Origin of the sequence: Rhodanobacter sp. C01, from assembly GCF_002001045.1 — a bacterium.
In the GTDB taxonomy this organism is placed as follows: Bacteria; Pseudomonadota; Gammaproteobacteria; order Xanthomonadales; family Rhodanobacteraceae; genus Rhodanobacter.
This window is the reverse complement of the sequence record NZ_MUNR01000008.1, coordinates 98,871-117,231: the sequence shown is the minus strand read 5'-3', so window position 1 is coordinate 117,231 and position 18,361 is coordinate 98,871. Positions and strand designations below refer to the sequence as shown.

Annotated in this window: 20 protein-coding genes; 12 read left to right on the top strand and 8 right to left on the bottom strand. The window is 63.8% G+C overall.

The window, feature by feature from the left end:
- Positions 1–2 precede the first annotated feature (2 nt).
- Positions 3–1,511: an efflux transporter outer membrane subunit gene (locus tag B0E50_RS05150; RefSeq protein WP_077440120.1), complete on the top strand. Its 1,509-nt coding sequence runs from the start codon at positions 3–5 to the stop codon at positions 1,509–1,511.
- A 123-nt stretch (positions 1,512–1,634) separates the two neighbouring features.
- Here the strand turns inward: B0E50_RS05150 and B0E50_RS05145 are convergent, their stop codons facing one another.
- Positions 1,635–2,255: a DedA family protein gene (locus B0E50_RS05145; protein ID WP_077440119.1), complete on the bottom strand. Its 621-nt coding sequence runs from the start codon at positions 2,253–2,255 to the stop codon at positions 1,635–1,637.
- 128 nt (positions 2,256–2,383) lie between these two features.
- The gene (gene dnaG, locus B0E50_RS05140; RefSeq protein WP_077440118.1) at positions 2,384–4,120 is read right to left on the bottom strand and encodes a DNA primase; all 1,737 of its coding nucleotides are present in this window, start codon (positions 4,118–4,120) and stop codon (positions 2,384–2,386) included.
- 176 nt (positions 4,121–4,296) lie between these two features.
- Here dnaG and B0E50_RS05135 point away from each other — a divergent pair, with 176 nt between their 5' ends.
- Positions 4,297–4,914, top strand: coding sequence for an N-acetyltransferase (locus B0E50_RS05135; protein ID WP_254427183.1), 618 nt, complete (start codon positions 4,297–4,299; stop codon positions 4,912–4,914).
- A gap of 39 nt (positions 4,915–4,953) precedes the next feature.
- Here the strand turns inward: B0E50_RS05135 and B0E50_RS05130 are convergent, their stop codons facing one another.
- Positions 4,954–5,124 carry a DUF1328 domain-containing protein gene (locus B0E50_RS05130; RefSeq protein WP_077440281.1) on the bottom strand — a complete coding sequence of 57 codons (171 nt, stop codon included), beginning with the start codon at positions 5,122–5,124 and terminating at the stop codon, positions 4,954–4,956.
- 159 nt (positions 5,125–5,283) lie between these two features.
- Between B0E50_RS05130 and B0E50_RS05125 the strand changes: the two genes are divergently transcribed.
- Entirely contained in the window at positions 5,284–5,586 is a 303-nt protein-coding gene (locus B0E50_RS05125; protein ID WP_077440116.1) for a hypothetical protein, read from the top strand.
- Positions 5,587–5,590: 4 nt separating this feature from the next.
- Here B0E50_RS05125 and B0E50_RS05120 read toward each other — a convergent pair whose 3' ends face one another.
- Both B0E50_RS05120 and rpsU read right to left on the bottom strand, forming a co-directional pair.
- The gene (locus tag B0E50_RS05120) at positions 5,591–6,037 is read right to left on the bottom strand and encodes a GatB/YqeY domain-containing protein (protein ID WP_077440115.1); all 447 of its coding nucleotides are present in this window, start codon (positions 6,035–6,037) and stop codon (positions 5,591–5,593) included.
- Positions 6,038–6,249: 212 nt separating this feature from the next.
- Positions 6,250–6,465, bottom strand: coding sequence for a 30S ribosomal protein S21 (gene rpsU / locus B0E50_RS05115; protein WP_007081639.1), 216 nt, complete (start codon positions 6,463–6,465; stop codon positions 6,250–6,252).
- A 101-nt stretch (positions 6,466–6,566) separates the two neighbouring features.
- On the opposite strand from rpsU, the gene tsaD reads away from it, so the two are divergent.
- Positions 6,567–7,598 carry a tRNA (adenosine(37)-N6)-threonylcarbamoyltransferase complex transferase subunit TsaD gene (gene tsaD, locus B0E50_RS05110; protein WP_077440114.1) on the top strand — a complete coding sequence of 344 codons (1,032 nt, stop codon included), beginning with the start codon at positions 6,567–6,569 and terminating at the stop codon, positions 7,596–7,598.
- A 107-nt stretch (positions 7,599–7,705) separates the two neighbouring features.
- Here tsaD and B0E50_RS05105 read toward each other — a convergent pair whose 3' ends face one another.
- The 3 genes from B0E50_RS05105 to B0E50_RS05095 all read right to left on the bottom strand — a co-directional run bounded on the left by B0E50_RS05105 (position 7,706) and on the right by B0E50_RS05095 (position 10,238).
- A complete protein-coding gene (locus B0E50_RS05105) occupies positions 7,706–8,425 on the bottom strand; it encodes a pseudouridine synthase (RefSeq protein WP_077440113.1) in 720 nt (239 codons plus the stop codon).
- A 92-nt stretch (positions 8,426–8,517) separates the two neighbouring features.
- The gene (locus B0E50_RS05100) at positions 8,518–9,297 is read right to left on the bottom strand and encodes an ABC transporter permease (protein ID WP_077440112.1); all 780 of its coding nucleotides are present in this window, start codon (positions 9,295–9,297) and stop codon (positions 8,518–8,520) included.
- Positions 9,294–10,238: an ABC transporter ATP-binding protein gene (locus B0E50_RS05095; RefSeq protein ID WP_077440111.1), complete on the bottom strand. Its 945-nt coding sequence runs from the start codon at positions 10,236–10,238 to the stop codon at positions 9,294–9,296. The genes B0E50_RS05100 and B0E50_RS05095 overlap by 4 nt, the downstream gene beginning before the upstream one ends.
- Positions 10,239–10,333: 95 nt before the next feature.
- Here B0E50_RS05095 and B0E50_RS05090 point away from each other — a divergent pair, with 95 nt between their 5' ends.
- From B0E50_RS05090 to B0E50_RS05055, 8 genes are all read left to right on the top strand, one after another.
- Positions 10,334–11,080 (top strand): FAD-binding oxidoreductase, encoded by a 747-nt coding sequence (locus B0E50_RS05090; protein WP_077440110.1) that lies wholly within the window; start codon positions 10,334–10,336, stop codon positions 11,078–11,080.
- 629 nt (positions 11,081–11,709) lie between these two features.
- The gene (locus tag B0E50_RS05085; protein ID WP_077440109.1) at positions 11,710–12,288 is read left to right on the top strand and encodes a spore coat protein U domain-containing protein; all 579 of its coding nucleotides are present in this window, start codon (positions 11,710–11,712) and stop codon (positions 12,286–12,288) included.
- A 23-nt stretch (positions 12,289–12,311) separates the two neighbouring features.
- Positions 12,312–13,049 (top strand): molecular chaperone, encoded by a 738-nt coding sequence (locus tag B0E50_RS05080; protein WP_077440108.1) that lies wholly within the window; start codon positions 12,312–12,314, stop codon positions 13,047–13,049.
- Entirely contained in the window at positions 13,033–15,471 is a 2,439-nt protein-coding gene (locus tag B0E50_RS05075) for a fimbria/pilus outer membrane usher protein (RefSeq protein ID WP_168170814.1), read from the top strand. The genes B0E50_RS05080 and B0E50_RS05075 overlap by 17 nt, the downstream gene beginning before the upstream one ends.
- On the top strand, positions 15,462–15,851 hold the full coding sequence (locus B0E50_RS05070) for a hypothetical protein (RefSeq protein WP_139350755.1): 390 nt from the start codon (positions 15,462–15,464) through the stop codon (positions 15,849–15,851). The genes B0E50_RS05075 and B0E50_RS05070 overlap by 10 nt, the downstream gene beginning before the upstream one ends.
- Before the next feature lie 98 nt (positions 15,852–15,949).
- Positions 15,950–16,921, top strand: a complete 972-nt coding sequence (locus B0E50_RS05065; RefSeq protein WP_168170813.1) for a spore coat protein U domain-containing protein — start codon at positions 15,950–15,952, stop codon at positions 16,919–16,921.
- Positions 16,922–17,121: 200 nt separating this feature from the next.
- Positions 17,122–17,640: a spore coat protein U domain-containing protein gene (locus tag B0E50_RS05060; RefSeq protein WP_168170812.1), complete on the top strand. Its 519-nt coding sequence runs from the start codon at positions 17,122–17,124 to the stop codon at positions 17,638–17,640.
- Positions 17,641–17,691: 51 nt separating this feature from the next.
- The gene (locus B0E50_RS05055) at positions 17,692–18,306 is read left to right on the top strand and encodes a spore coat protein U domain-containing protein (protein WP_168170811.1); all 615 of its coding nucleotides are present in this window, start codon (positions 17,692–17,694) and stop codon (positions 18,304–18,306) included.
- Positions 18,307–18,361: the final 55 nt, after the last annotated feature.

Genomic DNA, 18,361 nt, shown 5'->3' with positions numbered 1-18,361 from the left:
CCATGCACGCTTTCCACAAAATCGCGCCACGGTGCGTTGGCAACACGCTGCTCGCTCTTGGCATCGGCCTGCTGCTCAACGCATGCGCCGTCGGCCCGGATTACCAGCGCCCGGCGCCGCCGGCCACGCATGACTACGCGCCGACCGCCCTGCTGCACACCACCACCGCGGCCGCACCCGGCCCGGGCGGCAACGCACAGCAGCTCGTGCAGGACATGGATATCCCGGGGCAGTGGTGGACGCTGTTCCATTCGGCACCCCTGAATGCGCTGATCGACGATGCGCTGAAACACAACGCCGACGCCGACGCGGCGCAGGCAGCGTTGCAGGCGGCGTGGGAAAGCGTGCGTGCGCAGCGCGGCGCGTATTTCCCCAGCGTCGATGCCAGCGTCAATCCGACCAGGCAGAAGACCGGTAACGTACTGTCCAGCAACGTCGCCTCGAACAGCACGCTGTACAACCTCACCACGGCGCAACTCAGCATTTCGTACTCGCCGGATCTGTGGGGCGGCAACCGCCGCCAGGTCGAGTCGCTGGTGGCGCAGGCGAACGCCCAGCGCTTCCAGCTGGAGGCGACCTATCTCACGCTGACCACCAACCTGGTCAATGCGGCGATCCAGGAAGCGTCGTTGCGCGCGCAGATCGATGCCACCCGCAGCATCATCACGGGCCAGGAAAAGATCATGGCGACGTTGCAGCACCAACAGGCGCTCGGGGATGCCCCCGAGGCTGCCGTCGCCGCACAGCAGGCCGCGCTGGAACAGAACCGTGCCACCCTGCCAACGCTGGAGAAGCAGCTGGCCCAGCAACGCGACCTGCTGGCCGCACTCAGCGGGCGCATGCCGAGCGATACCATCGATGCCCGCTTCATGCTGGATGCGCTGCAGCTGCCGGTCGAACTGCCGCTGAGCCTGCCGGCGCGACTGGTCGAACAGCGCCCCGACGTGCGCATGGCCGACGAACAGCTGCATGCAGCCAGCGCACAGGTCGGTGTGGCAATCGCCAACCGGTTGCCGAACGTGCAGATCACCGCGAACATCGGCAGCGCGGCGGACAGTGCGAGTTCCTTGCTGAGCACCGGCACCGGCTTCTGGAATCTCGGTGCTGCGATCACCGCGCCGCTGTTCGACGGTGGCTCGCTGAAGCACAAGCAACGTGCCGCCGAGGCCACCTATCGGCAGAGCGCCGCGCAGTACCGCAGTACGGTGATCGACGCGGTGCAGAACGTGGCCGACGTGCTGCACGCGGTGCAGTCCGATGCGGCGGCGCTGGCCTCGGCCGAACTGGCCGATCGTGCTGCCGCGCGGAGTCTGGCGATCTCGCAGCAGCAGCTGGCGCTGGGTGATATCAGCGAAGTCGCCATGCTCAATGCCGAACAGACCTGGCGGCAGGCCGAGATCACCTTGGTGCAGGCCCGCGCGAACCGCTATGCCGATACGGTCGCGCTGTTTCAGGCACTCGGTGGCGGCTGGTGGAACCGGCATGATGTGGCGGTGACACCGTCGCGATGAGTCGCGACGGTGTCACCCGCTGTCTCGGGCTTCCTGGCGTTCGTTTCGTTCGCCAGGGCAGGTGATTCCACCGCGCGGCGCTATTGCAGTTAGCGTCGCTGGCCGCTTTTTGTGGCGCGCGGTTCAGTCCTGCGGGCAGCGTGTACGGCGCCGATGCCGCCACCACAGCACCAGTACGGCCAGCACGACCAGACCGACCAGCGCCCACAGGCTGCCTTGGCCGCGGCGTACCCACTTCATCAGCCACTCGTGGTTGTCGGCGCCGAAATAGCCGAGGTAGACCCAGAACGGGACGCTGATCAGCGCAGCCAGTCCATCCATCAGCAGGAAGCGCGTGAACGACACGCGATGGCTGATGCCGGCGGTGATGTAGACCGTGGTGCGCATGCCGGGCAGGAAGCGCGCGATGAACAGCATGCGGTTGCCGTAGCGCACGAATTTTTCCTGCACCATCGCATAGCGCTTGGGCGTGAGTATGCGTGCCACCAGCCGCCACTTGAGCATGCGCGCGCCGTAATGGTGACCGAGCAGGAAGATCGCGGAATCACCCAGCAAGACACCGAACATCGCCAGCGCGAACATGCCGTGCACATTGACGTAGCCGAGCCCGGCGATGACGCCGCCAGCGACCAGGGTAATGTCCTCCGGCAACGGCAGGCCGGCGCCACAGATCATCAGCGCGATGAACACGGCGACATAGCCGTTCTCGGCGAAAATCGTGATCAGTCGTTCAAGCAGATCCATCGATATCCTTGCGCATCTTGCTCAGCCCGCCTTGCGGCAGCGGGGCATGATCCCACAGTCGGCTGGTGATGACCTCCCGACGAAGCCGGATGCTGTTGGCGGCCATTGGCACGCAGGACGGCATGAAGTCATTCCGGAGCGACGGCCGGCCGTGCGCGCGCAGCCAGCAATTCGCGCAGCTCGGCCTTTTCGGCGCTGTCCAGTGTGCCTTCGCGACTCTTGGCGGTGAGCGTATCGCGGCGCTGGGTGGTGGCCTGGTCATCCATGCGTGCCAGTGCATCGAAGAACTCGGCGCGCTGCGCCTCGGGTTCGCCGACCGCGACCGCTGCCATCAGCTTCTGCAGCGACGGATATTCCGCTCGTTCGGCAAAATGCTCCACCAGCATCGCCGGGTTGATGCCGGGGCGCGAGCGGGCCGTGTCGATCAGTTCGGCGAGCAGTTCCACGCCCGGCTTGTCCAGGCGCAGGAAACGGTACGGCCGCTCCACCTGATCGGCCAATCCGGGTTGGGCCAGCAGCAGCGAGATCGCGCTGCGCACCAGACTGCGTTGCACAGCCACCGGTCGCTGCACGGCACGATGCGCGGCTGGATCAGCCTGCAGCACCGTGCGGGCGCCGCTGCGCTTCTCCAGTTCCTGCGCCATCAGGTCGCGGAACGCACCATCCGGCAGTTTCGCGATCAGCGGGCGGGCACGCTCGGCCAGTCGAGCGCGGCCGTCGATGCTGCCCATCTCCACGTCGTGCGACAACTCGTTGAAGAAGTAGTCTGACAGCGGCAAGGCCTGCTTGATGCGCTGCTCGAAGCCATCCTTGCCCTCCTTGCGCACCAGCGAGTCCGGATCCTCGCCATCGGGCAGGAACAGGAAGTACGCCTGACGCCCATCGCGCAATCGCGGCAGCGCGGATTCCAGCGCTTTCCACGCGGCGGCACGGCCGGCACGGTCTCCATCGAAACAGAACACCACGTCCGGCGCCGCGCGAAACAGCACTTCGGTATGTTCCGGCGTGGTCGCCGTGCCCAGTGTGGCCACCGCAATGGGCAGCCCGGCCTGATGCAGTGCGATCACGTCCATGTAGCCCTCGACCACCATGATCCGCGTGAGATTCGCGTTGGCCTGCTTCACCTGCCACAGCGCGAACAGCTCGCGGCCCTTGTGGAACAGCGGCGTCTCGGGCGAGTTGAGGTATTTCGGCGATTGCTCCGAACTCAATACCCGCCCGCCGAAGGCGATGACGCGGCCGCGGCGATCGAGGATCGGGAACATCAGCCGCTCGCGGAAACGGTCGTACTTGCTGCCGCGTTCGCTGCTGGCGACCATGCCGGCTTCGTTGAGCAGCTGCATGCGTCGCTCGCTGTTGCCCAGTGCCTTGATCACGCCGTCATAGCCAGCCGGCGCCCAGCCTAGCCGGAACTGCTTGATGGTTGCCGCGTCGAGTCCGCGTTTCCTGCAATACGCCTGCGCCTCGGCGTTGCGCGGCAGCTCGCCCTCGTACCAACCGGCGGCCGCATCCAGCAGCGCATAGAGATCGGTCTTGTCCTCGCGCGGCGCGGCTTCGCGACCGCCTTCGCGCGGCACCTTCAGGCCGACCGTCTGCGCCAGTTCCTCGACCGCGTCGGGAAACTCCAGCCGATCGTAGTCCATCAGGAATTTCACCGCGCTGCCGTGCGCACCGCAGCCGAAACAGTGGAAGAACTGCTTGGCCGGACTGACGTAGAACGAGGGCGAGCGCTCGTTGTGGAACGGGCAGCAGGCAGTCCACTCGCGCCCGGCCTTCTTCAGCGGCACGCGCCGCTCTATCACGTCGACGATGTCGACGCGGGCAAGCAGTTCATCGATGAAGCTGTCGGGAATCAGGCCGCGCATAAGCGCCCTAGTTTAGGGCCTGGACCGCAGGGGCGGGGGCGCGTCGGCCAAGGCGGTGGGAAGTGCGGCCAATCTGCGGGCAGAAGACTGTACGGGCACGGTCGCCGGGCTAGCATGCCGGACGACCCCTGGTTGCTCTTCCCGAGGCCCTGATGCATCACGTTGGACATAATACGGTGCGGTTTCGCCACGCCGCACCGGATGATGCAGCGCGTGCCGTACCGCTGATCCACAGCTCCGGCCCGGCGGCATTCGACTACGTGTTCGCGGTGCCTGGGCATGGCGATGCGCAGGCGTTCCTGCGCCAGGCCTTCATCGACGGCGACGGCGAGTTCGGCTGGCGCAACCATGTGGTGGGCATGTTGCATGGCGTGGTGGTGGCGGTCGGGGCCGGTTTCGGCGGCGACACGAAGTGGCCGTTCACGCTGGCGGCGGCGCGGCAGATCTTCCGACACTACGGTTGGCGTCATGCCGCAGGCGTGATCGCCCGCGGATTGCGGGTGGAGACGGTGATTCCACCGCCCACGGGAGCCATGCATTACCTCGCGCATCTTGCCGTGGCACCCGCCTGGCGTGGGCACGGCATCGGTCAGGCGCTGATCGGGCACCTGCTGGCACAGGCCCGTTCGATGGATCGGCAACGGATCGTGCTCGATGTCGCCACCAGCAATCCGGCAGCCGAGCGACTTTACACGCGGCTGGACTTCGAGGTGACTGGCGAGCGTTCATCCCGGCTGGCCAATGCGCAGGGACGGGTGCCGGATCATCGGCGCATGCAGCGCCTGCTCGATTGAGACGAGGCACGACGACAAGATGCCGTCGTGCCGCAAACGTCAGAGGATATGGAATACGCCGATCACCGCGAGCACGGCGATCAGGAACAGAATCACGAAGATCGCGAAAAGCACCTTGGCGATGGTGCCCGCAGCACCGGAGATGCCCCGGAAGCCGAGCAGGCCGGTAACCAGCGAGACAATGGCGAAAATGATGGCCCACTTGAGCATGTGTTTCTCCTGCAGCGTGCGTGCCCGCGTGACCAGGGATGACTGGCGGGCCGAGTGCCGTTTTGTAACGAAGCCGATGTGAACGCGATGCATGGTGGCTTGCGGGCCCCGGCCTGCGACTGCAAGCTGTGCGGTCACGCTGAGACAGGATGAACAGGCATGGTGATCACGGCGGTGATGGTGCACAAGCAGCGCACGATCGTGCGAGCGTTCGAACAGGCTGCTGCGATGACGGTGGCGACGGCATGTCGTGCGGAGCAACTTGGGCTGAAGCCGGGCATGGCCTGGCACCAGTTGGTGGGCCATGCGGTGCTGCGCTGCCCGGGCGACGGACGCTACTTTCTGGATCTGGCGAATTGGCAGCGGTTGCGGCAGCGGCGGCGCCGTATCGCGCTGGCGGCCGTTGCTGCCGGGATGCTGGTGGTGCTGGCGGTGGTCCTGCTGGCAGCGAGAGCTGGCTGAAACCTCAACCGGCCAGCTTTGCCTTGATCTTGCCCGACACCACGGCCATGTCGGCGCGGCCGGCGGCCTTTTCCTTCACCGCGGCCACCACCTTGCCCATGTCGCGAGCCGTGCTGGCGCCGGTGTCGCTGATCGCGGCCGCGATCAAGGCGTCGATCTCCGCCTCGCTCAGCTTGCTCGGCAGGTAGGTCTCGATCACCACCATCTCGGCGCGCTCGATCGCCGACAGGTCCTCGCGGCCGGCGGCGTCGAACTGGCTGACCGAATCGCGTCGCTGCTTGAGCATCTTTTCCAGCGTGGCCAGCACCTGGACGTCGTCCAGCTCGATCCGCTCGTCCACTTCGCGCTGCTTGATCGCCGCCAGCATCAGCCGGATCACGCCCAGCCGGTGCTTGTCGCCGCCGCGCATGGCGTTCTTCATGTCTTCGGTGAGCTGCTGCTTGAGTGTCATGGCGAAAGCCTCGGTGGATTTGGGGGCGAGTGGCAACGGGAAACCGATTCTACGGAAACGACGAAGCCGGCGTTGCCCCTGGGGACAACACCGGCCATCGAATCTGCTGTGCTTGCGGTGGCTGCGAGAGCCCGCGCCGACCGCGTTTCCTGCGCGCGCAGCGCCTTGGCGCTGCTGGATCCCACCGGCGAAGCGGCGGATCAGGGGGAAACTCAGTACAGGCGGACCTTGCGCGAGACGTCACGCGACAGGCGGCGCAGGTGACGCTTCACCGCGGCAGCACGCTTGCGCTTGCGCTCCTGGGTCGGCTTCTCGTAGAACTCGCGCTTGCGCGTTTCAGCCAGGACGCCGGCCTTTTCGCAGGTACGCTTGAAACGACGCAGTGCGATCTCGAACGGCTCGTTCTCGCGAACTTTTACGTTGGGCATGGAAACTCCGGGTGGTAATCTGCCTGCTCTGGCAGGACAGTTGAATGTGGTGAGCCGCGAATTATACCGTGGATAACAGAAAATTTTCAAAGCCTGTTCCGATGAAGCCGATCCTCGGCATCGAGAGCTCCTGCGACGAAACCGGCGTGGCCCTGCTGCGCTGGGAACCGGACGCGCCCGGGCGCGGCCTGCTGGCGCATACCTTGTACAGCCAGATCAAGCTGCATGCCGATTACGGCGGGGTGGTGCCGGAGCTGGCCAGCCGTGACCACGTGCGCAAGCTGGTGCCGTTGATCCGCGAGGCCTTGGGCCAGGCCGGCCTGACCGTGCAGGACCTCGGCGGGGTGGCTTATACCGCCGGCCCCGGCCTGGTTGGCGCCTTGCTGGTGGGGGCTTCCACCGGGCGTGCGCTGGCCTGGGCCTTGGGTATCCCCGCCATCGGCGTTCACCATATGGAAGGTCACTTGCTGGCCCCCCTGCTGGAGGAAGACCCGCCGGAGCCGCCATTCGTGGCGCTTTTGGTGTCCGGCGGCCATTCCATGCTGGTCGAGGTGAAGGCGATCGGCCAGTACACCATCCTCGGCGATACGCTGGACGATGCCGCGGGTGAGGCCTTCGACAAGACCGCCAAGCTGATGGGCCTGCCGTACCCTGGCGGTCCGGCATTGGCGAAACTGGCCGAACAGGGCCGTGGCGGCGCCTTCCGCTTCTCCCGTCCGATGACCGACCGACCGGGGCTGGATTTCAGCTTCTCCGGCCTGAAGACCCAGGTCCTGCTCGCCTGGCAGAAGTCGGATCAGAGCGGTCAAACCCGCGCCGACATCGCCCGCGCGTTCGAGGAGGCCATCGTCGACACCCTGATCATCAAGTGCAGACGTGCCTTGCAGGCGAGTGGCGCGCACAGGCTGGTGATCGCCGGCGGAGTCGGCGCGAACCGGAGATTGCGCAGCGAACTGGCCGCAGCCGGCGTGAAGGACGGGTTCCAGGTGTATTTCCCGCGACTGGACTTCTGCACCGACAACGGCGCGATGATCGCCTTGGCTGGCGCGATCCGGCTGGCTGGCGGCCAGCATCAGGACGCGTCAGTCCAGGTTTATCCGCGCTGGGACCTGCAGAGCCTGCCGGCGGCGTAGCAGATACCTGTCGTTGTAGGAGCGGCTTCAGCCGCGATGCTCTTCTTCGGCACGCTCGCCAAAAGCATCGCGGCTGAAGCCGCTCCTATACAGAAAAGCGGTGGGGCTCACCACTGCGTACGCCCCGGCAGCAGGCCCTTCAGCTCTGCCTCGGTGAGATTGCGCCACTGGCCGACCTTCAGGTGGGCCAGCTTCACGTTGACGATGCGTACGCGGCGCAGTTGCGTCACGCGATAGCCGAACGCCGCGGCCATCAGCCGGATCTGCCGGTTCAGGCCCTGGGTCAGCACGATCGAGAAGCCGAACTTGGCGATCCGGCGCACGCGGCAGGGCTGGGTCATCTGGCCGTGGATGCGCACGCCCTTGGCCATGCCGGCGAGGAAGTCGTCGGTGACGGACTTGTTCACTGCAACGAGGTATTCCTTCTCGTGGTGGTTCTCTGAACGCAGGATCTCGTTGACGATGTCGCCGTTGCTGGTCAGCAGGATCAGCCCTTCGGAATCCTTGTCCAGCCGGCCGATCGGGAAGATTCGCTGCGGATGGTCGACGAAGTCCACGATATTGCCGTCGACGCCGTGATCGGTGGTGCAGGTGATGCCGACCGGCTTGTTCAGCGCGATATACACCGCCTTCTTCGCCGCCGGCGTGGCGGCGAGGATGCGCGCACGCACGATCTCGCCATCCACGCGTACTTCGTCGCCTTCCAGGGCCTTGGCCCCGGTCGAGACCACTTCGCCGTTGATGGTGACACGGCCGGCGAGTAACAGATCATCCGCCTCGCGGCGCGAGCACAGACCGGCTTCGCTGATGTATTTGTTGACGCGCATTTCGAACCTCGATGTAGGACTGCACCCTGTGCGCGATGCTCTTCCCAGATCTGACGAAGGATCGCGCACAGGGTGCGCTCCTACAGATATTGTCAGGAGCGCAGCCCGACGCCGCGCTTGAGCAGCTGCAGCGCCACGATCGACAGCCCGACCACGAAACCCAGCATCACCACGAAGGCCACGCCCACGTGCACATCGCTGATGCCGAGCACGCCGAAGCGGAAGGCATTGACCATGTACAGGATCGGGTTGGCCCGCGAGATCGCTTGCCACGGTTCGCCCAGCATGTTCACCGAATAGAACACGCCGCCCAGATAGGTCAGCGGGGTGAGCACGAAGGTCGGCACCAGCGCGATATCGTCGAACTTCTTCGCGTACACCGCATTGACGAAGCCGGCCAGCGAGAAAATCGTGGCGCCAAGCAGCACCGACGCGAACGTGATCAGCGGATGCGCCACGTGCAGGTCGGTGAAGAACAGTGCGATCAGCAGCACCAGCACGCCGACCACCAAGCCGCGCGCCACCGCGCCGGTAACGTAGCCGAGCAGGATCACCCAGTTCGGCATCGGCGAGACCAGCATCTCCTCCACCGCGCGGCTGAACTTGGCGCCGAAGAACGAGCTGGAGATGTTGCCGTAACTGTTGGTGATGATGCTCATCATCACCAGGCCGGGCACGATGTACTGCATGTAGCTGAAGCCACCCTGGATCGTGCCGATGCGGCTGCCGATCAGCTTGCCGAAGATCACGAAGTACAGCGTCATGGTGATCGCCGGCGGGATCAGCGTCTGCGTCCAGATCCGCATGATGCGCACGATTTCGCGGCGCACGATGGTGTTCAGCGCAATGAGGTTGGCGGCGGTGTTGCTCATGCTGCCTGCTCCTTGCCGTTGCGGCCGCCTTCCACCAGTCGCACGAACAGCTCCTCCAGCCGGTTGGTCTTGTTACGCATCGAGGTCACCGTGATGCCGTGCGCGGACAGCGTCGCGAACAGCGAGTTGAGGTCATGCGAGCGGGCCATCTCGGCTTCCAGCATGTGTTCGTCGCGGCGGCGCAGGGTGACGCCGTGGACGTTGGGCAGTTCGTCCGGCAAGGTATCCACGTCCAGCACGAACGTTTCCACGTCCAGCGTCGCCAGCAGGCGCTTCATGCTGGTGTTCTCGATGATCGTGCCGTGGTCGATGATCGCGATATTGCGGCACAGCGACTCGGCTTCCTCCAGGTAATGCGTGGTGAGGATCACCGTGGTGCCGGCCGCATTGATGGCACTGACGAACTGCCACATCGAACGGCGGATCTCGATGTCCACGCCCGCGGTCGGCTCGTCGAGGATCAGCAGCTTCGGCTCGTTCATCATCGCGCGGGCGATCATCAGGCGCCGCTTCATGCCGCCGGACAACGTGCGCGCCTGCATCTGCGCCTTGTCCCACAGGCGCAGTTCCTTCAGGTACTTCTCCGCGCGCTCGGCGGCGATCTTGCGCGGGATGCCGTAGAAGCCGGCCTCGTTGACGCAGATGTCGAACGGCTTCTCGAACTGGTTGAAGTTGATCTCCTGTGGCACTAGGCCGATCAGCCGCATCGCCTCGCTGCGATCCTTGTTCACCGACACGCCAAACACCTGCGCGTCGCCGCCACTGGAATTCACCAGCGAGGACAGGATGCCGATCAGGGTGGATTTGCCGGCGCCGTTGGGGCCGAGCAGGGCAAAGAAGTCGCCGGGCTGCACCGTCAGCGAGATGCCCTTGAGGGCCTCCACGCCATTGCTGTAGGTCTTGCGCAGGTTGTCGACGACAAGGGCGGGAGTGGGAGACATGGGCTGCACCGGAGAGGCCAAGCCAATTATTATAGCGGGCCAACCCCTGTCGACCGGATTTGCCGGGCGCACGCACTGTTTCCCGGATTCCGTTCATGGCCGATCATTTCCAGCTCCGTCTCGTCGACAGCCACATGCTGGCACCCAGCGTGCGCCATCTGGCGTTCGAGCGCGTCGACGGCCAGCCGCTGGCGTTCCAGCCGGGCCAGTTCCTGCAGGTGCACTTCCATTACGACGACGGTACCGCAACCAAACGCAGCTACTCGGTGGCCACCGTGGGCGACGGCAGCTCGCCGGTGCAGCGCATCGAGATCGCGGTGAGCTACGTCGACGGCGGTGCTGCAACCAAGTTGCTGGGTGGTCTCGAAAACGGCGGCATCATCGACGCCAGCGGTCCGTACGGCCGCTTCTGCCTGCAGGAGGCGGACACCCATCCGCGCTACCTGCTGCTTGCCACCGGCACTGGCGTCACGCCATATCGCGCGATGCTGCCGCAGATCGAGAAACTGCTGGCGAAAGGCGGTCGTGAAGTGGTGGTGCTGTACGGCGCGCGCAATGAAGGCGAGTTGCTCTACGGCGAGGAGTTCGAGGCGTTCGCGCAATCACATCCTGGCTTCACCTTCCACGGCTGCCTCAGCCGTCAGCCGCGAACCACCCCGCGCAGTACCGACCGCAGCGGCCACGTGCAGACCGTGCTGGCCGAACTGGCACCGCACGCGGATCGTGACATCGCCTACCTGTGCGGCAACCCGAACATGGTCGATGCGGCGTTTGCTGCATTGAAGGAGTTCGGCCTGCCGGTGCCGCAGATCAGGCGCGAGAAATACATCTCCTCACGCTGAGCATATTGCGAGTAGTGCAATCGCCACGGGCCGCAGGCCCGGCAAGGTATGCACTTGGCGTGGCGTAGCCGCTTTTCCAGTCATTGCACGGCCGGAGTCGGATCAGGCTGGCGGCGGCCGGAGCGCGAATCACCGCCCGATCACATCGGCTCTCGCTAGTGGCGCAAGACAGGCGACGCGGCCATGGCAGCTTCGGCTGGCCTCCCGTTGCATGGTCCTAGTTATAACCTCTCGGGTCTAGGACCCCATCCAGCGCGGGTTCCGTGCTTGATTGTGCAGACCAGCCGTTCAAGTCCGGCTCATGAGCTCAATCCCGTCGGGCCGTAGCTTGAGCAAATCCGCGAAGGCATCCTCCGCCTGGAGCAATGCTCGATTTCAAATGCTTATCACATGTGTGACAAATAGTCACCTGTAGAAAACACGTACTTTTTGCCGACACAATGTGACGTGGCACGCAGAAATTATTGCCGAATTTTGTCACTTAAGTCTGACGCATGAGGCGCGGACTCTCGTTCTCAGGGGCTTTCAATCCTGTTGATCCATAACCGGCCATTGCTTGGCATGGAAGCTGCTTTGCGCCCTGTAACCAAGGGTTTTCAAGGGTTTCCTGCTTCCGTAGCCACGCCGCCATGACTGTTATCGCCATCTCCGCCATGAAAGTGAAAGCAAGCCGCCGATACATCGGTGCAGCGTGTGCCGTGACGGGCATCATCTGCATGTCGTTCTTTCAGGGTGCTTTTGCTGGGAGCGTGAACGGGGCTCTCGAAGTGCGGCTGCAACTGGAGCCGAGTTGCGATTTCATCACGGGAAGCATGGATGACGCGCTGCTTGATTTCGGGCGCACCGCCGGCAGCGGCCAGTTGCCACTTGACGAGATCGCGCTCTCCACGAAAGACCGCGCCGTCGTCCACATCGCCTGCTCCAGTTCGTACACGGGCGTGAATGCACCGGTGCTCACAGTGGACTACGGCCTGCATGCCCAAGGCTCGCAGCGCTACCTGCTGGGGCCGCGCAGCGAACGCATCGCCTACAACCTGTATGCCGATCCTGCGCGGCACATACCGCTCGACCCCACCGCGCCGCTGCAGCTTTTGATACCGACAGCCGGCGTGATCACAGCCATTCCCATCTATGGCCGGATTCCGTTCCTTCGGGACCCGGCCGCAGGACGCTACACCGATGTCGTGTGGCTGACCCTGTCCTACTGACTGACCGAGACGGATTGTTCATCATGAAATCCACGCTGCCGCTGGCACTTGCCCTTGGATTGTTTGGCGCTTTGGCGCAGCCGGCCGAGGCCGCTTCGCTGCGGATCTCGCCGATCGGTGTCGACATGCCTGCCGGTCAACGTGCTGCGTCGATGACGCTGGTGAATACCGGTGCGGATCCGGTCAGTCTGCAATTGCGCATCTTCAAGTGGAGCCAGGCAAACGGCGAGGAAGTGCTGGAGCCGGCCACCGACATGCTGGTCAGCCCGCCTGCGACAACCATTCCTCCCGGGGCGTCGTATACGGTGCGGGTCGCACGCGAATCGAACGCGCCTGTCCAGAATGAACTGAGCTATCGCGTGTTCATCGACGAGCTGCCCAAGCCGGTCGATCCCCGTACGGTAGGTCAGGGCGTTTCCATGGTGCTGCGCACCTCCCTGCCGGTCTTCGTGGTCGATCCCAAGGCCTTCGCCAAGCTCAGCTGGAAAGTGTGGCAGGACGCCAGTGGTTTGCATGCCGATGCCACCAACAGCGGGGGACGCCACGCCAAGATAACGGGGCTGACCGTACGTCCCGACGGCGGCGCGCCGCTGGTTTTCGGGGCCGGACTGAACGGCTATGTGCTGGCGGCCTCGCACAAGCGTTTCGATCTGAAACTGGATCCCAAGGCCAAATCGCTGGCCCCGGGGACGGTCGTGAAGCTCACTGCGCAGGATGACAACATGCCTGTCGAGGAAAGCCTGCATGTCGAGAGTCAATGACCGACGTGCGCGGCGTCTTCTGCGGGTTGTCGTTACCTTCAATTTCAGTGTCGTGGCGTTTTCGGCGATGGGGCATGCTGCGCTCCTGCAGTCGACACCGCCTGATCTGCCGACATCCGTAACCGGCAATTCCGACGGCGAACAAGCCATGGTGCTGGAGGTGGTGCTCAACAACACCGACACCCATGAGCTGCTGAACGTCGAGCGCGCACAGGATGGCAGCTTCAGTGCCACGGCCGGGGATCTGCGGCATCTGCGCCTGAAGATCAATCCGGCCCTGGCTGCGGACGTGAAGGTGCGCCTGCGCGATTTGCCCGGCGTGGTCGTCCGCTATGACGAGGCCAGCCAGTCGCTGACGCTGCAGGTGCCGGATGCCATGATGCAAAGCTACGAAGTGCAGCTGGGCGGCATCCCACAGCAGACCAACCTTTCTGCGATTCGGCCGATTACCTCGGCGATCCTCAACTACGGGCTCTATGACACGAATGAGGGTGGCAGGAACTACGTCTCCGGTGATTTCGAGGGGCTGCTGAGCACCAATGCCGGCATCTTTTCGACCACTGCGATCTACAACCAGGACGCCACATCCGGTTACAACAAGGCCGTGCGCCTGGACAGCAGCTGGCGCTACATCGATGCCCAGAATGTCCGCTCGTACACCTTCGGCGATTTCGTCAGCAATGCGCTGTCGTGGACCAACAGCGTGCGCCTCGCCGGCTTCCAGTTCGCGAGCGCTTTCGAGCAACGCCCCGACATCGTGACCGCAGCGCTGCCGCAGTTCTCCGGATCGGCAGCGTTGCCGTCCACTCTGGACCTGTACGTGAATCAGCAGGAGGTCTTCGCCGGCCAGGTGCCGTCGGGTCCGTACCAGCTGAAATCGTTGCCCTATGTGTCGGGCGGCGACGTCACCCTGGTCGCCACGGACGCGACCGGTCGCCAGATCACCACGACGCAGGCGTACTACTACAACGCGGAGCAGTTGCGTCAGGGCGTGTTCGAATATTCGCTGGATGTCGGCGTGCCGCGGTTGAACTATGGGCTGCAGTCGTCCGATTACGACGATACGGTGTTTGCCTCCGGCTCGATGCGCTACGGTCTGACCAGCCAAACAACGGTCGAGGGACATGCGGAATCATCGGCTGACGGCCTGGCCAATCTGGGCGGCGGTGTCGTGCAGGGCCTTGGTGGCTACGGCACGATCAGCGCGTCGCTGGCCGGCAGCCATTACAAGGACTGGACCGGTACGCAGGCCGCGCTGAATGTGGAAGGTCAGATCGACGGCGTACGCGTTTACGCCGGTACCCAGCGCACCTTCGGTGACTATTTCGATCTGGGACGCGTATCCAGCTATCGCTATCAGCGCAGCCATCCGTTGTTCGATGCAGGCGACAGCGCCGATTCGGCCGAAACGGCCGAGGCCACTGCCATCGACCGCGCCGGCATCAGTTTCACGCCCGGGTTCGATCCGACCTCGATCAACCTCAGCTACAACCGCATCAGCTATTCCGGCGGCACCTTGCGCACCGTCAACATGTCGCTTTCGCGCGCACTGACCCACCGCATCAGCGTGTTCGCGAATGCCTATACGGACCTGGACAACCACGCTGATCGCGGCGTCTACCTGTCCATGAGCATCAACCTGGACCACAACATTACTACCCAGTCCACGGTCACCAGCGACAACGGTCACATGGGCTACACCCAGCAGATCAACGGCCTGGCAGGACAGCGTCAGGGCGACGTGGGCTGGGGTATTGCCAGCAGCTATTACGCCGACGCGCCGAATCAGGGCGATGCTTACCTCAGCTGGCGCACCAACTATGCGCAGCTGCGTGGCGACGTCTATCAGTACGGCAGCAGCACCCGCACCGACCTGTCGGCCGAAGGTTCAGTGGTAATCGCGGGCGGCGGCGTCTTTGCGGCGCCGCAGATCGGCAATGCCTACGCCATCGTGACCAACGCCGGCCCGGGCGCCGAAGTGATGCAGGGCGGCGTGCTCATCGGCCAGGCCAACAGCAGTGGACGCCTGTTCCTGCCGGACATCACGCCGTATTACGAGCAGCACGTATACCTGGATCCGACCACGCTGGCAGACGGCTGGCAGCCGGCAGTCACCGAGCAGGTCGCCGTCGCGGGCTATCGCCAGGGCACCATCATCGACTTCGGCGCCAAGCGCATTCACGACGCCGTAGTGACCGTGCGCGGCAAGGACGGCAAGCCGATCGCCCCGGGTTATACCGTCCAGTTGGAGGGTGGCGAAAGTGCGCCTGTCGGCTACGACGGCCAGGTCTATTTCCAGGAACTGAAGGCGCACAACCGCATCAGTATCGATCTGGGTGCGGCAGGTACCTGCACGACAAGTTTCAACTACGACGTGAACGGCAAGCCGCAGCAGCAGATAGGACCGCTGACATGCAAGTGAAGACGCGCACCCTGATGGCTGCATTTTTGGGCGCGGCCCTGCTGGCGCAGGCGTTGCCCATCCGCGGGCAGAACCTGATACCGCAAAACACGGCTGACTTGTATCCGTTCGGTCCCACCGCGCGTGGCGCGCTGGGCCAGCCACACGCTTTCGGGCGCCTGTTCGTGCAACTCGAAGTGATGCCGACCTGCACCTTCAATATCGGCGGCGTCACGCAGCCGGTGTTGATCCGCTGCACGCGCGGCGTGCCCTATCGCGCACGGATCCTCAACGATGCCGACACGGCGTTCGACCTGACCCGGGTGCTCGCTCCGCGCCTGCAGGATCGGGACGGCGGACTGGTGCGAATCAATGCGCAGCGCCTGGACGTGGAGTTCTAATCATGACCATATCTACATCATCATTATCATTGCTGCGTCGGTGTCGCCAGGGGCTGATAAGCCTGCTGACGTGCGGCAGCATCCTGAGCAGCCTGCTGATGGCGAGCCTGGTTGGCGCGCCGCTCGCACTCGTCTCGACGCCAGCGATGGCGACTTGCACGATGGCAGGCAGTACCAGCCAGACCTACACTTACACCGCCGCCAACATCAACAGCGCTGCCGCGTTGCCGTTCGCCAACACGTGGTCCTGCAGCAACGCTGGCACGAAAAGCAACAGCGCTTACGTCTGCTACGAGTCGATATTCGATGGCACCGTCGCCAATGGCAGCAGCACGATGGCGTACACGGTGGGGCTCAACGACACCACCAACTCTATTACGAGCATGACCAGTGCGCATCTATACGGCAGCACGAGCGGCAGCAACAGCAACGTGCTCACTAATCCCGTGGGTGGCACTACCAAGTCGCTGGCCCCGACGATCACCGTCACTGTGCCCGCCGGGCAGGCCACGGGCTTGCCGGTCGGCACCTACTCGGACAACACCATCCAGTTCATGTTCGACGAACAGGGCAACAGCGGCGCCTGCGAGGGAAACTTCGTCTCTTCCACCTCGAACTGGGACGCCATCAACCCGGTGACCTACACGGCCAATTTTGTCGTCCCCTCCGTTTGCACGCAGGTTTCAACCACAACGGTCAACTTCGGCAACATTCCAGCCTCCATCACGGTGCCTGGAGGCGGGATATCCGCCACCGGCGCGGTTGCGGTGCAGTGCAATCAGGGTGCGCCTTACACCGTTTATCTGGGCAACGGCAACAACTACACCACCACGCGCCGGATGAAGTCCGGCACTAATTACCTTCCATATGCGCTTTACCAGGACAGTGCCCACACCATCGCCTGGAACGCGACCAACGTTGGCACTGTCGGCGGTGCAGGCGGTGTCAACGGTACTGGCAGCGGCAGCAACCAGACATTGACGGTGTATGCGTGGATTCCGAACGGCACCGCCGTGCCAGCCACCACCGGCACTTACACCGATACCGTCGTTGTCACGGTGAACTACTGAGGGTCGCTGCCATGTTCACTTGCTCAACACTCAATCGGCCGCGTCAGCGGCAGCTATCCACCGGACCGCCTGCCGGCGGCCGCAGTTGTCCGGGTGGGGGGCCCTCGGACGACGCGATCAGTGCCCCGGCCAGCTGCAGCTCATTGCAGTCAACTTCAGCAACAAACCACGTTTTTCATCATTCATCAGAGGACATCATCATGCGCAAGACTACTATCGCACTGGGCCTGCTCGCCGCCCTGCTCACCGCCCCGGTTTTCGCCGGCTCTATCACCGGCAACCTGACCGTCCAAGCCACCGTCGTAGCCGGTTGCAACCTCAACACGGGCGCTACCAGCGGCGGCGGCAACGGCCTGCTGAACTTCGGCAATGTCACCTCGACCCTCGCGGTGAACAATGCCGACACGACCACCAGCGGCAACTACGGCCTGTCGGTGGTCTGCTCCAACACCACGCCGTATACGGTGTATGCCAACAACGGCGCGAACGCTTCTGCCGGCCAGAACAACATGAAGCTTGGTACGGCGCTGTTGCCGTACAACCTGTATACGACGTCGGCTCGTACGACGGCGTTCCCGACCACGGCTGGCGCGGCTCTGAGCTTCACTGGTAACGGTACGGCGCAGACTGTCCCGTTCTATGGCCAGATCCCCGCCGGCGTCACATTGCCGGCACCGGGTACCTACATCGACACCGTGACAGTCACAGTCGCTTACTGATCGGGTTTGCAATAACCGCTTGAAGTCGGTACCGCTTGCATGGCGTTCCTCATGGACGTCATGCAGGCGGCCGATCTCCGAATCATGCAATTCACGTGTGTCGCATACTGGAATCCCGTCATGAACCGATCCATGCTTGCCTTGGCCTTGCTTGCCGGTGCCCTGAGCTGGCCGGCGGTGTTGTTCAGCAACGCGCATGCCGGAGAAGGTCGCAGCAGACTTTCCATCATGGCGACGGTATCCAGTTACTGCGACATAGGTGGTAGTCCTTCGCTCAAGTTGGGACGTGGCTTGCTGGATTTCGGACAGCATCGGGTGATCGATACCGTAGCAGGCCTGAATGACCAGGATCTCTCCCAGCCGGTCAAGGGCATCATGCCCTTGCAATGCAGCGACGAGGTCACGCCGGAGGTGTCGTTCGATTACGGGCTGCACTCCACCGGCAAGCAACGCAATCTTCAAGGTCCGGGAGGCTCGCTCGTTCCCTACGACCTGTTGCGTGGCAACAACGTCAACCAGGGATTCTGGGATGACGATGCCTATCCGGTATCCACAGCTGGAGGCAATCTAGGCGGAGTTCCCGTCTACGGCTATATCCGTTCGTTGCCCGTCAATGCCAAAGACGGTTTTTATACCGATACGGTGACCGTGCGAGTCGATTTCTAGACTTCACTGTCTGCTTCGGTCGCAAGCCTGCTTCGATCAATGCTGCGTGCCGGCC

Bases quoted from the DNA above. Each gene is read 5' to 3' on its own strand.
- B0E50_RS05130 (WP_077440281.1), bottom strand. From the start codon at position 5,124: ATGCTCAAGTGGGCCATCATTTTCGCCATTGTCTCGCTGGTTACCGGC.
- B0E50_RS05060 (WP_168170812.1), top strand. From the start codon at position 17,122: ATGCGCAAGACTACTATCGCACTGGGCCTGCTCGCCGCCCTGCTCACC.
- B0E50_RS05105 (WP_077440113.1), bottom strand. From the start codon at position 8,425: ATGCGCGTCAACAAATACATCAGCGAAGCCGGTCTGTGCTCGCGCCGC.
- B0E50_RS05085 (WP_077440109.1), top strand. From the start codon at position 11,710: ATGACTGTTATCGCCATCTCCGCCATGAAAGTGAAAGCAAGCCGCCGA.
- B0E50_RS05065 (WP_168170813.1), top strand. From the start codon at position 15,950: ATGGCGAGCCTGGTTGGCGCGCCGCTCGCACTCGTCTCGACGCCAGCG.
- B0E50_RS05100 (WP_077440112.1), bottom strand. From the start codon at position 9,297: ATGAGCAACACCGCCGCCAACCTCATTGCGCTGAACACCATCGTGCGC.
- B0E50_RS05070 (WP_139350755.1), top strand. From the start codon at position 15,462: ATGCAAGTGAAGACGCGCACCCTGATGGCTGCATTTTTGGGCGCGGCC.
- B0E50_RS05090 (WP_077440110.1), top strand. From the start codon at position 10,334: ATGGCCGATCATTTCCAGCTCCGTCTCGTCGACAGCCACATGCTGGCA.
- B0E50_RS05055 (WP_168170811.1), top strand. From the start codon at position 17,692: ATGGACGTCATGCAGGCGGCCGATCTCCGAATCATGCAATTCACGTGT.
- B0E50_RS05075 (WP_168170814.1), top strand. From the start codon at position 13,033: ATGTCGAGAGTCAATGACCGACGTGCGCGGCGTCTTCTGCGGGTTGTC.
- B0E50_RS05145 (WP_077440119.1), bottom strand. From the start codon at position 2,255: ATGGATCTGCTTGAACGACTGATCACGATTTTCGCCGAGAACGGCTAT.
- rpsU (WP_007081639.1), bottom strand. From the start codon at position 6,465: ATGCCCAACGTAAAAGTTCGCGAGAACGAGCCGTTCGAGATCGCACTG.
- tsaD (WP_077440114.1), top strand. From the start codon at position 6,567: ATGAAGCCGATCCTCGGCATCGAGAGCTCCTGCGACGAAACCGGCGTG.
- dnaG (WP_077440118.1), bottom strand. From the start codon at position 4,120: ATGCGCGGCCTGATTCCCGACAGCTTCATCGATGAACTGCTTGCCCGC.
- B0E50_RS05150 (WP_077440120.1), top strand. From the start codon at position 3: ATGCACGCTTTCCACAAAATCGCGCCACGGTGCGTTGGCAACACGCTG.
- B0E50_RS05080 (WP_077440108.1), top strand. From the start codon at position 12,312: ATGAAATCCACGCTGCCGCTGGCACTTGCCCTTGGATTGTTTGGCGCT.
- B0E50_RS05095 (WP_077440111.1), bottom strand. From the start codon at position 10,238: ATGTCTCCCACTCCCGCCCTTGTCGTCGACAACCTGCGCAAGACCTAC.
- B0E50_RS05120 (WP_077440115.1), bottom strand. From the start codon at position 6,037: ATGACACTCAAGCAGCAGCTCACCGAAGACATGAAGAACGCCATGCGC.
- B0E50_RS05125 (WP_077440116.1), top strand. From the start codon at position 5,284: ATGGTGATCACGGCGGTGATGGTGCACAAGCAGCGCACGATCGTGCGA.